Here is an 11,071-nt window from a genome sequence, read left to right as displayed (position 1 = left end):
CTTAAACGTCCTCTACGATGCGCTCGGCATCTTCCAACTCTAGATCGCCAATAAGCAATTTCGGCAGTAGTGCATCGCGCAGTGCAACGTGATTGCGCGATTGAACTCGGTTCAAAATAATCTTCTCGACCAACGGTGACATCGATAGCGACATCTCTTCAAGGACGGCTTTCGGCGGAACGATGACTTTTGCCGCGCTGAGATGGCTGCGCTGAATGTGTCCCATAGTTGTGGCCTTGGCAGCCGCGATGCGGCGAAATTCGTCCAAATGATGACGCGTCCACAGATAATAGAACCACTTCGGAAACTCTTTCGAAGTTACCTTAAAAAGGTGCTGATTGAGTGCGCCCACTCCACCGCACCAGAGTTCGACCTCAAGAGTACCGGACCACGAAAAGAGCACATCGCCGTCTTGAACGATGTAAGCGGGCGGCAGATCACTGTTGCAGCGGCCAGCGTCAATCGTGCTTCCTTTACGAAGCTGAGCAATCTTAATAACTGGTAGTGTGGGTCCGTCTCCTGGAGGATATTTTTGGAGGGCAACGCCGTTTAGATAGTGTGCAATCTCATCCAGACTCCGGGTATCCCACCCTGCGTCCGCTGCGACCTGTTTCGCGACAGTCGGCTCGGAGCCTGAATTGGCGCGAATAGGATCAAGGTTGACAAACCAACTCTGAAACAAAGCTTGCGCCATTGCCTCAAGCGTCGCATTCATCCGTCGATTCAATTCGATTTTGCGGTCTAGGATCTCGAGCAGTTCGACGATGCTTTTGCGCGCAGGCGTGACGGGAGGCACAGGATAAGCCAAGAAATCATCGCGACTAAGCGCCACAACGGCACTCCCCGTTGCATGACCGTCACAGTAATCTCTATACTGAGGAGTACGCAAAACCCAGTAAAGGAAATTTTGCTCTTCTTGACTTGAGTCACGAAACTCGAGTTTGACGGTGTCTTGCGTTAAACGGCCCGATGCCACAGAGGGGGGAACGCGTGCCACCGATCCAATCATCTTCCCGTCTTTGGTCGCACCCTTTAACGAAACGAAAAGATCGCCCGGTGAAAGCATAATCTTCGGCGGACACTCCCCGCCGTAAGTCTTATAGTCGCCTTCGCGAAATCCTCCTCCTGGATGAATCGCGCCAAGCCCAAGCAAAGCGGGGCCGGGTTTCCCCACCAGGTTGCCCTTGTAAGTGATGCCACGCTGAAGGGTGACGTAGTCTCCGACCGTCGATTTAACCACCATAGCCCAGCCTCTTCAGGTTCGCCTTGATAGCCTGCTCGAGTTTCGTCGATTCGGCGTATTGCGCATACAACTCTGCGGCGAGACGAGGCATCCTTTCCTCAAATGATTCGCCATCGTCGTCGACCTGCTCAGCGCCAACGTAGCGGCCGGGTGTGAGCACGTAGCCGTGCGCTTTAATTTCTTCGAGCGAGGCAGATTTGCAGAACCCTGGAACATCAACATAGACTCCTTCGCCTTCCTCCCCGCGCCAAGCGTGATAGGTATCAGCGATCTTCTGCACCTCTGCATCGGTAAGCTCGCGCCGAGTGCGGTCTACCAGCACGCCAAGTCTTCGAGCGTCGATAAACAACACCTGTTTGCGTCGGTCGCGTAGATGAGCTTTACCGGCGCGCCCGTTCGATTTATCTCGAGCGAGGAACCAGAGACAAGCGGGGATCTGGGTGGAATAGAAGAGCTGCCCCGGAAGCGCCACCATGCAATCCACGATGTCCTGCTCGATCATCACACGACGTATTTCACCTTCGCCCGATTGATCGGATGACATCGAGCCATTGGCAAGCACAACGCCGGCCGTACCATACGGAGCGAGGTGATGAATGATGTGCTGCAGCCAAGCATAGTTCGCGTTGCCTACCGGAGGCGTACCGAACTTCCAACGCACGTCCTCGCGCAGGCGGTCGCCGCCCCAATCTGAAATGTTGAACGGAGGATTCGCAAGAATGTAGTCAGCCTTTAGGTCACGCAGCTCGTCTTTGTGAAAACTCCCCTCGTTGTTCCAGCGGATGTCCGAGTCGATACCACGTACTGCCAGATTCATTTTGGCTAGACGCCACGTTGTGTAGTTCGATTCTTGACCGTAGATCGCAATATCGCCAATTCGACCGCCTCGTTCCTGCACAAATTTTTCCGACTGAACGAACATGCCTCCCGAGCCACAACACGGATCGTAAACGCGGCCCTTGTAGGGTTCGAGCATCTCCACTAACACCCGCACTACCGAGCGAGGCGTATAGAACTCGCCACCACGCTTTCCTTCGGCACCGGCAAATTGGCCAAGAAAGTATTCGTAGACCCGACCCAAGATGTCTCGGGAGCGGCCCCCTTCCTCATTAAGGGCAATGCCAGAGATCAAGTCGATCAGCTCACCTAGCATCACCTTGTTGAGCGCGGGACGAGCATAGTCCTTCGGCAGGACTCCCTTGAGCGACTCGTTATCCTTTTCGATAGCACGCATCGCGTCGTCTATGAGTGTTCCGATGGTCGAGAGCTTGGCATTTGCCTGTAGATGTGACCACCGGGCACCTTTGGGTACCCAAAACACGTTGTCAGCCAAATACTCATCCTTGTCTTCGGCCGCTTGCGCGTCTTCAGCGAGAAGTGCTCGATGCTTTGCCTCGAACGCCTCCGAGATGTATTTCAAGAAGATGAGTCCAAGCGCGACGTGTTTGTAGTCCGACGGCTCCATATTGCCGCGCAGTTTGTCTGCAGCTTTGAACAACTCGGCCTCAAAGCCGAGGCCGCTTCCGTTTCGGGTGGATTTGGTGCTATTGCTGTCGCTCATTCGATTCTCTTCGCCGTGGACTGGCGTGCTGTCACAGGTGGGGCTGGTATTATAAATGTCGAAGAATCAGACACCGCACTATAGAGGCTTCAGGTTGGTTCTCACAGTGGTACAAGTCCCTCCGGCGCTGACCCAACGTGGATTGGACGTTGCCACGGCACAATGCTGACACCACCTTGTCACGCACGCGTTCCCGCTCGCCAATGCCGCTGAGCTGATACACGCCGCTCAAACTCATCCGCCCAACGTGTTTGTGAAGCCCCACGCGACGGCATGCTCGATACATTCAGCGAGCACTATCGGCGATCGTGGCGGACTCGCACGATGCCCAAACACTCCCGACAGTCGCGAAACAAATGATCCATTCGGCGTCGTTCGTCGAGAGAGTGTGCCGATCGCATCCCATGTTTCATCGCGTTGTGCGACGAAATCAATTTTCCCGCTTCAGTCGCCGGCCCCGTCGACCTTTCCCACGGTCTCCATCCGCGAATTTTCTCCGCCTGCCGCGTCCGCCGCTCCAAGGTCCATCCGTTCGCCATGATCGGCTTCCAATAGTTCGTTTGTAGATTTTCCCGGATTTTCCGCGCGCGCATAACCGCTGGGGGTGCCACCACCACGCGTGGATTGATTATTCACCTGCTGCGGGCCATTCGCGATGTTCGCCTGTCGCACGAATGCGAACGGACGCGGATTCTTGATGTCTGCCAAGGCTTCCAAGGTCGTCCGGCACTGCGACTGCGCTTTTAACGCCAGCCGCAAGTAGGTGTCCGTTACCCCAGGATACTTTTCGGCGTACTCGCTCGCCTGTGTGGCAAGACCTGTGAATATCGCATCGAGCGCGTGAGCCTGGCTAATAAGCATCGCCTCGACGCCTGACAGGTCCCCTTGCTTTACCCGGTCGATCTGCGCTTTCAGCGCGGCAAGGTGGTCCCACCATGCGGCTTCGGGACCAAATATCGGTCCAAGATATTTTTGTGCGACCACCGCGCCATGCGGTGGGTGGCCCGTCGCAAACCCTGCGCGATACTTCCTTTCCTTCTCGTCCAGACCACCGATTGGCGCTTTACGGCACCCGTCAGCTAACCCGGCCGTTTCCCGTTCGTCACCCACTGTCCCTTCTCCTTCTATACCGAATTGTCCCCGATTCCGACGCCCGTTCCTGCATGCCAAACGAATGCGCCCAGCTCAAAATCCGCTCTGTACTTCGTACGTCAGCCTCCGCTTCGCGCGTCGCCGCGGATAGTGCAATCACCGTTCGATGCGTTCTCTCTGCAACGTGGCTCCACGAAGTGACGTTCACTATGTTCACCATGTGCACCCACTGCCGCGACTTGATGAACATCGTGCACTTCGTGAACTTCATTTCCAGCGGCAACATCCGCGCGAGAAATATAAGGCTCGGCGATCCTGCGCAGCGAGCAGGCGTAACCGTGGTTCCCGCGTCGCTCGCTTGCCCACGCTGCGATGCCGATCTGGCGCAGTGCTGGTGCGAGCCGCCGGAACGCATCGCCCATGCCCTTGGGTGACTTCGGCCACGATTCCGAATCCTGCCTATACGCGGCCAGTACCTCGTGGAGCCGCCCGATTGTCCCGTCGAACCCCGCCGGGTTTTCGTCCAGATAGGCGAGCATCGCCATCGCCACCGGCGATGCATCCAGCGTACGATGGACGCTTTCGCGCCGCCGCTCCTCATAGTCCCGTAGGAACGAGCCCGGCGACTTGCCATGGACACGGTAGACGGCTTCGCCGAGCTGCGCGAAATCAGCCATGCGCGGCAGCTTCAGGCTCTCCGCGCGCACGGCGTGGAGTTCCCCCAGCGAGCGCGCCAGCACGTGGAGCAATCCGCCGAAGATGCCATCGCGGTGCGTCTCAAACGTCTGCTGTATCTGGTTGGCCGTGGCGCGCGCCTCGATCGTCGGCAGATCGACGTGCAGCGCACGGTCTGACAGGTCTTGCGCTGTCACAATTAAAGCGATGCCGTTCAGAGCAATCGGTTTCTTCAGGTCGAGCACGGTTTCGTCTGCGTTCGTGAAGAGTCGTCGCGTCGAATAACCGCCGCCGGTCGCGAGTACGCAGAGCGCGTCCTGATATGCGGCAGGTAAATGCGAGAGGTTTTCGAAGCTCATCAGGTGCGCGTTCTGCGCGGCAACGAACACGTCGTCGACGTTCTTCGGCGCGGCGCGGTTGTTCGAGCGGTTTGGATCGATCAGCTCGCGCAGGTAGTGCTGCGTGGTCGATTTCGCCGAGCCCTGCTCGCCCGTCAATTCAAGCACCGCATAGGGCGTGGCGCTGCGGAAGCACTCCAGCATCCACGTCACGACGAGCAGCCGTTCACTTTCGGGGATGTTCACGATCTCCCACAGCGGGGCGATTGCGCCGCCCTGCGTGGGGGTTGGCAATGCTCGCATGGTTGCCGTGCGGATGAAGAGCAGCGGCGGCGCGTCAACGATTCGCCAGCCGGTCGTCGTCACTTCCACCGCTTGCCAGGCATCGTTGCAGAGATCGATCCAGACCGCACCCTCGACGCTCGCTACCCTCAGATGCGTGCGGCGTTGGTCGCCGTCAAACTTCGCTTTTCCCTCGATCGTCGCGAGTGCGGTGGTGATGGCCAAATCAGTGGGCGCACGGCCGTACTGCTGATAAAAGCTGTACGCGAGCCATTCGCGAAAGCCATCGCTGCGTACGGGCCAGCATTCGCGATGGCCGCCGCCATCTAGCAGTGCATACGCCACGCGATCAGGATCATGAAACAGCTCACACCGATCGTCGGCCAGCTCGATCAGCAGATCAGCCACGGATTTCTCGTCGGCAATGTTCATGTCGCTGCGCATTTGGCGTTCAAGCGCGCCGATCGGTACATCGCGGCATTCGCGGCGGATACGTGCGCGGACACGCGCATAGTCGGCCGGATAGTCGACGCGCAGATCATGCAAAGTCTCTACGATCTCAAACAGGGCTCCGGCATCTCCCGCCAAGGTGCGCGCAATGGCGTCTTCGGCGATCAGCGTCAGCGCCGCTGCGGGTGACCTGCTAATGCTGGTCTGAACGTGATTGGTTACAGCGGTGGGTAGGATAGCGGCGGCGTTGCATGCTGTCACCGCTTCGAGCCCACGGTGACGCTGTAGGTCGTTGACGTCGCCCGCGCCATTCGAGCTGCTCTCGCCAAGGTCAGCCACGGTCAGCCCGCCCCCGTTCGCGCGCGCGGATGCCACACCGTTGTAGCCCGTGACGATGACATTCCTTTGGGCCGCCACCGTTCACCTCTGAGCTCGGTAGTTCAGCGGGTCAGCAAACCAGCGGTGCAGCTCGCGGTTGTTGTAGACCGTGCAGCGTTGCGTGAGACGCTGGCGGCGCGGAAACTGGCCCGCCAGCTCGAGTTTGCGTGCGGTCTCGCGGCTGAACGGGAGAAACAGCTTCAGGTCGTTCCAGGTTGTCAGGCCGTCGAGGGGAAGCGAAAGCGGGGACGGGAACCCCGTATCGCTGGCGAACCCGGTGGGTATTGCTTGCTTCGCCATGTAAAACCTCGCAAAAGATTGCGGTTGAACATGGTTGCTATTATTTACAGAGACAGACGGATTTCGACCACTGTACGCATGCGCCCCGTTCTGCGCGCGCGACCCGCGATGCGCAGAGATTCCACCATGCGCAGAAGGGAAGAATTAACTGTCAGATTTCTTGCCCCCTTTTTTCGCTGCCGATATCAGTTCAGATAGCTTCTTGTGCGAAAGAGGCACCACTCGCAGAAGCACGTTTGCAGCCCGCGCGGCCGGTAAAGCGGGATCAATGTTTTCCCGCCAATATTTCAACGCGTCTTCTTTCAACGCCACATTTTCGGCATGGCGCAATTTGGCTAACGCCGCCGCCGGCTTTACACCGTGCGCGCGATCACTCCATGCTGCGGTAAGAATGCCGGCCCAGTATTGAGCATCTGCCGCAAACGTCCATGCAAGTTCGCGTTGGCCAGACTCGTCGGCCTTCATTGCTTGAACTCCGTAGGAAACAATTATTTCCATCACGATAATAAAGGGCGTGATGAAACGTTCTTCGTCACTACCCTGCGCATACCGCATCAGTTTTTCGACCGATTTGTCGCCATCCGTACCACCATCATTCCAGGCTGCGTCAAACGTTGCGGCAAAGTCTGATTCAGGATCTAATACGCTCTCACAGTTGAAATCGGGGGCCGATAATTTCAATTTTTCGAGAAAGTCGTTATAAAAATCCCACGCTGCACTTATCGCATTACCGCCTTCCGTGGTCGGCGTGCGTAGTTCCCGCGGGACTTCCTTTTCGTCCTGGTTTTCCATTTGTGGCCTCGCGCAAATCCCTCATCTGAGATAGGAGCCGCGCCATCGGGTGAGGGGACGCGGTTTCGATTGACCGACGCAGGCCCGACGCCGCGAGATTGGCTCGCTTCTGGCGCGAGCGAGACTAGTTTGAGGCGATTCCAATCGGCACAACCTTCGCACCCGCCTTCAACGCGTCAAGATAGTCCGCCCAGGCTTGCATCATGGCGCGCCGCTGGTCGATAAACCTCGTGCGGTTGTACGCGGTGCCAAGCGCATCCGGCACCTTGTGCGCGAGTTGGTGCTCGATCACGTCGGGTGGAAAGCGAAGTTGCTCGTGTAAGATCGTTCGCGCCATCGCGCGGAACCCGTGGCCAGTGATTTCGGTCTTGGTATCGAAGCCCATCCGCCGCAGCGCCGCGTTGACCGCAGCTTCGCTCATTGGTTTCTTCACGTCGCGGCCCGGAAAAACATACTCACGGTTACCGGTGAGCGCGTGCAGCGCTCTTAGCGTCGTGACTGCCTGGATCGCGAGCGGCACGATGTGTTCTGATTTGGTCTTTGTGACGGTGTAGCGCCATTCGGCCCGGTCCAGATCAAACTCCGCCCACTTCGCCTTGCGCAGTTCTCCGGGCCGCACGAACCAAAGCGGAGCGAGCCGCAGTGCGCATTGCACGACAAATGTCCCAGTAAAAGCGTCGAACGCCCGCAGCATCTCTGCGACCTTGATCGGTTCTGTGATCGACGCATAGTGCTCGGACCGCCAAGGTGGTAATGCTCCACGCAGATCGCCCGACGGATCTCGCTCGGCCCGCCCAGTAGCAACGGCATACCGAAAAACCTGTCCACAGTTCTGTAGCGCCCGGTGCGCGGTTTCTAGTACGCCGCGATCCTCAATACGACGAAGCACCGCTAACAGTTCCGGCGCTTTCACATCGGCAATCGGGCGCGTGCCGATCCACGGGAAAACGTCTCGCTCCAGCCGGCGGATGACCTTCTCGCTGTGGCTCGGTGCCCAACCGGGCGCGTGCTTCGCATACCACTCCCGCGCGACGGTTTCAAAACTGTTCGCAGTGCGCTCGTTCGCCGCTGCCTTTTGCACTTTGCGCTCGATGCCGGGATCAACGCCATTCGCGAGCAGCTTGCGGGCGGCATCACGCCGCTCGCGCGCATCCTTCAGACCCACGTCCGGATACACGCCCATGGACAAGCTCTTTTCCTTACCCCCGAACCGGTATTTGAGCCGCCACCACTTGCCCCCCGCGGGGGTAACAAGTAGGTACAAGCCACGCTCGTCGAACAGCTTCTGCTGCTTGTCGACGGGTTTTACGTTGCGAACCATCAAATCGGTGAGTGCCATGCTCAAAATCTCGGAGTAACTGCGCGGGTCGCGTCCAGGAACGTGCGAAGCTCAGCGGTTTCAGCCGCAGTAAGGCTGAGCCGGCGCGTGCCAATCCGCAACGATAGTGCACCGTCGTTGTCGAGCGTGAAGCGCATCGCGGCATCCTGCCGTGCTCGCTGCTCAAGCTGGGCGGCGCGCTCCTCCTTCCGAAGCTCACCAGGATCGCTGCCACCGGCGAGCAGCTTGCGAGCTTGGTCACGACGCTCGCGGGCCTCGCAAACTTTCACGTCGGGAAACACGCCCAGCGACAGCCGCTTCTCTTTCCCCCCGAATCGGTACTTGAACCGCCAGTACTTGCCACCGCTGGGGTGGATCTCAAGAATCAACCCCTTGCTGTCGTACATGCGCCAGATCTTCGTGCGCGACATGGCAGCAGCTATAACCAAATCCGACAGGGGTTTCCGGGCGGTTTCCATCATCTCGTGGGGTAACAGGATTTCAACCGTGCCAAGCAACCACCAAAGCGACCCCGCCAAGTGGTGGTAACTACGTGTGAAAGATTGTAGACGATGGAAACAAAAAAACCTCGGGAGCCTTATGCTACCGAGGTTTCTTGTAGTCTTTTGCAGACGTTTGGAAGATGTTTGGTGGAGAGGAGGAGGATCGAACTCCCGACCTTCGCATTGCGAACGCGACGCTCTCCCAGCTGAGCTACCCCCCCAACGAAATTAATTCTAGCACAGCAATTTTCCGTTTTGCCAAGCCTCCAGCCTCGGGAAAACCTCATCTGGACGGCGCGCCCGCGAGCACCCAGTCGACCACTGCGCGGATGTCCGCATCGCTCATCGATGGATGGGCTGGCATCGGAATCATGCCCCACACACCGGATCCACCGTCCTTAACCTTGCGCGCGAGTTTGGCCGGTGCCTGCGGGTCGCCCTTGTACTTCGCGGCGATCTGCTGAAACGACGGACCGACCAATTTGCGGTCCACCGCGTGACAGCCCATGCACGCATTCGCGGCTGCGACCTGCTGCCCGCGCGGCGCCTCGGCAGCATGAGCACCCAACGTCACCGTCCCCGCCACCGCGCCGACCACCCAAATGAACACGGCACTCAAACGCGCCGAACCACACATCAGGGCACCGCCTTAGGATTACCCGGCCGCACAGCCGTCGACGAATTAACCGGCGCCGGCGCCTGCTGATCAAGCGGCCGTGCGCTCACCGACGAATCGGGAATCGCGCCGACAGTCGGCTCGGCGGCCTCAGGCTGCGAAGCGGCCACAGGCGCCGTCGCCGCAGCGGCAGCAGCAGCCTCGGCCTCCTGCGGCTGGATGTACTGGAACACCTTAACCACCTGCACGACACCGGGCACACGGCTCGTGACATCAGCGCCGATATTCCCTTCATTCATCGTAACGAGGCCCATCAAATAGACGTTCCCGCGTTCCGCCACGACCTTGAAGTTATTCGCCGAAATGTTCTTCTCGGCGATCAGCGCGGTCTTCACGCGCGTTTCGAGGTAGGTGTCATTGGTGCGCGACGAGAACGAGCTCGCCGGCATGATCGCCAGTTCGTTGACGATCGTATTCACGTTGTTCATGTTCCGCACGATGCTCTCGGCGCGCTGCTTCGACGCATCGCCCGCGACCTCGCCGGTCAGCAGCACGCGGCGATTGAACACCGTGACGTTGACGTGCGCGGAGTCGGGCAGATTCTGGCTGATCTGCGAGAGCGCCTTCACCTGAATCTCGCGGTCCTCGGTCTGCGCGCCGAGTGTACGGCGATCGGTCGCCATCAGCGCGCCGCCGCCCGCCGCGGCCCCGACGGCGAGAAAGCAGCCCTGCAGCGTGGCCGACAGCCCCGCCGCGAACCCGACCACCAACACGGTTCTCACCAGTGTGTTCTTGACGCGGAATACGCTCATCAACTAGCTCTCCTTCGGAATCAGTCTCAGTCTTCGCCGAGCAACATGGCATCGATGCCGTCGCACAGACAATGGATGGTCAACAGGTGCACTTCCTGGATGCGCGCGGTGCGATCGGACGGCACACACACGTGGATGTCGGTGTCGCTCAGCACTTCCTGCGCGCGTCCGCCGCCCTTGCCGGTCAGCGCAACGACGATCATTTCGCGCTCGTGCGCGGCCTCGATCGCGGCGAGCACGTTCGCGGAATTGCCGGACGTCGTGATCGCGAGCAGCACGTCGCCGGGCTGGCCGAGCGCCCAGACCTGCTTCGCGTAAATCTGTTCGAACGAATAGTCGTTGGCGATCGCGGTGAGCACGGAGGTGTCGGTGCTGAGTGCAATGGCCGGCAGTCCTGGCCGTTCGCGCTCAAAGCGGCCGATCAGCTCGGCGGCGAAATGCTGCGCGTCGGCGGCCGACCCGCCGTTGCCGCACGCGAGGATGCGATTGCCGTTGGCAAGCGCGGCGAACATCGTGTCGATCGCGGCAGCGATCGGCATCGACAGGGTTTCGAGGGCTTCGAGTTTGACTGCCGCGCTGTCGCGGAAGTGTTGTTGAATGCGTTCGACTGACATCGAGTCTCTATCTTCTACCGCGAATGGGCCGCACTGCGCGGCCGTGTTGTGAAGTCGTATTGCGAGGCTGCGCCCCGTTGATAAGCCGCGCGACGCA

At 59.2% G+C, this 11,071-nt stretch carries 11 protein-coding genes and 1 tRNA gene; all 12 read right to left on the bottom strand.

The window, feature by feature from the left end; genetic code table 11:
• Window position 1: 1 nt before the first annotated feature.
• The 12 genes from CI15_RS07120 to CI15_RS07060 all read right to left on the bottom strand — a co-directional run bounded on the left by CI15_RS07120 (window position 2) and on the right by CI15_RS07060 (window position 10,974).
• On the bottom strand, window positions 2-1,243 hold the full coding sequence (locus CI15_RS07120; protein WP_241495804.1) for a restriction endonuclease subunit S: 1,242 nt from the start codon (window positions 1,241-1,243) through the stop codon (window positions 2-4).
• On the bottom strand, window positions 1,233-2,804 hold the full coding sequence (locus CI15_RS07115; RefSeq protein WP_062125584.1) for a class I SAM-dependent DNA methyltransferase: 1,572 nt from the start codon (window positions 2,802-2,804) through the stop codon (window positions 1,233-1,235). Before CI15_RS07115 ends, CI15_RS07120 begins: the two co-directional genes overlap by 11 nt.
• Window positions 2,805-3,248: 444 nt before the next feature.
• Window positions 3,249-3,914 carry a hypothetical protein gene (locus CI15_RS07110; RefSeq protein ID WP_241495803.1) on the bottom strand — a complete coding sequence of 222 codons (666 nt, stop codon included), beginning with the start codon at window positions 3,912-3,914 and terminating at the stop codon, window positions 3,249-3,251.
• 101 nt (window positions 3,915-4,015) lie between these two features.
• Window positions 4,016-6,058 (bottom strand): hypothetical protein, encoded by a 2,043-nt coding sequence (locus tag CI15_RS07105; protein ID WP_153041066.1) that lies wholly within the window; start codon window positions 6,056-6,058, stop codon window positions 4,016-4,018.
• 3 nt (window positions 6,059-6,061) lie between these two features.
• Window positions 6,062-6,319, bottom strand: coding sequence for a helix-turn-helix transcriptional regulator (locus CI15_RS07095; RefSeq protein WP_062125578.1), 258 nt, complete (start codon window positions 6,317-6,319; stop codon window positions 6,062-6,064).
• Between the two features lie 144 nt (window positions 6,320-6,463).
• Window positions 6,464-7,111, bottom strand: coding sequence for a hypothetical protein (locus tag CI15_RS07090; protein WP_062125576.1), 648 nt, complete (start codon window positions 7,109-7,111; stop codon window positions 6,464-6,466).
• A gap of 124 nt (window positions 7,112-7,235) precedes the next feature.
• Window positions 7,236-8,450 carry a tyrosine-type recombinase/integrase gene (locus tag CI15_RS07085; protein ID WP_062125574.1) on the bottom strand — a complete coding sequence of 405 codons (1,215 nt, stop codon included), beginning with the start codon at window positions 8,448-8,450 and terminating at the stop codon, window positions 7,236-7,238.
• 2 nt (window positions 8,451-8,452) lie between these two features.
• Window positions 8,453-8,911, bottom strand: coding sequence for an integrase arm-type DNA-binding domain-containing protein (locus CI15_RS38170; RefSeq protein WP_062125572.1), 459 nt, complete (start codon window positions 8,909-8,911; stop codon window positions 8,453-8,455).
• A 166-nt stretch (window positions 8,912-9,077) separates the two neighbouring features.
• Window positions 9,078-9,153 (bottom strand) — tRNA-Ala (locus tag CI15_RS07075).
• A gap of 62 nt (window positions 9,154-9,215) precedes the next feature.
• The gene (locus CI15_RS07070) at window positions 9,216-9,569 is read right to left on the bottom strand and encodes a c-type cytochrome (protein WP_062125570.1); all 354 of its coding nucleotides are present in this window, start codon (window positions 9,567-9,569) and stop codon (window positions 9,216-9,218) included.
• Complete coding sequence (locus CI15_RS07065) at window positions 9,569-10,360, bottom strand: BON domain-containing protein (protein WP_062125568.1); 792 nt, start codon at window positions 10,358-10,360, stop codon at window positions 9,569-9,571. The genes CI15_RS07070 and CI15_RS07065 overlap by 1 nt, the downstream gene beginning before the upstream one ends.
• Before the next feature lie 26 nt (window positions 10,361-10,386).
• On the bottom strand, window positions 10,387-10,974 hold the full coding sequence (locus CI15_RS07060; protein WP_062125567.1) for a phosphoheptose isomerase: 588 nt from the start codon (window positions 10,972-10,974) through the stop codon (window positions 10,387-10,389).
• Between the last annotated feature and the right edge of the window lie 97 nt (window positions 10,975-11,071).

It is taken from the genome of Paraburkholderia monticola, from assembly GCF_001580545.1.
In the GTDB taxonomy this organism is placed as follows: Bacteria; Pseudomonadota; Gammaproteobacteria; order Burkholderiales; family Burkholderiaceae; genus Paraburkholderia; species Paraburkholderia monticola.
Note: the sequence above shows the minus strand (reverse complement) of the source record. Positions and strands in the feature narration are given on the sequence as shown.

Bases quoted from the DNA above. Each gene is read 5' to 3' on its own strand.
- CI15_RS07120 (WP_241495804.1), bottom strand. From the start codon at position 1,243: ATGGTGGTTAAATCGACGGTCGGAGACTACGTCACCCTTCAGCGTGGC.
- CI15_RS07115 (WP_062125584.1), bottom strand. From the start codon at position 2,804: ATGAGCGACAGCAATAGCACCAAATCCACCCGAAACGGAAGCGGCCTC.
- CI15_RS07095 (WP_062125578.1), bottom strand. From the start codon at position 6,319: ATGGCGAAGCAAGCAATACCCACCGGGTTCGCCAGCGATACGGGGTTC.
- CI15_RS07090 (WP_062125576.1), bottom strand. From the start codon at position 7,111: ATGGAAAACCAGGACGAAAAGGAAGTCCCGCGGGAACTACGCACGCCG.
- CI15_RS07085 (WP_062125574.1), bottom strand. From the start codon at position 8,450: ATGGCACTCACCGATTTGATGGTTCGCAACGTAAAACCCGTCGACAAG.
- CI15_RS38170 (WP_062125572.1), bottom strand. From the start codon at position 8,911: ATGATGGAAACCGCCCGGAAACCCCTGTCGGATTTGGTTATAGCTGCT.
- CI15_RS07070 (WP_062125570.1), bottom strand. From the start codon at position 9,569: ATGTGTGGTTCGGCGCGTTTGAGTGCCGTGTTCATTTGGGTGGTCGGC.
- CI15_RS07065 (WP_062125568.1), bottom strand. From the start codon at position 10,360: ATGAGCGTATTCCGCGTCAAGAACACACTGGTGAGAACCGTGTTGGTG.
- CI15_RS07060 (WP_062125567.1), bottom strand. From the start codon at position 10,974: ATGTCAGTCGAACGCATTCAACAACACTTCCGCGACAGCGCGGCAGTC.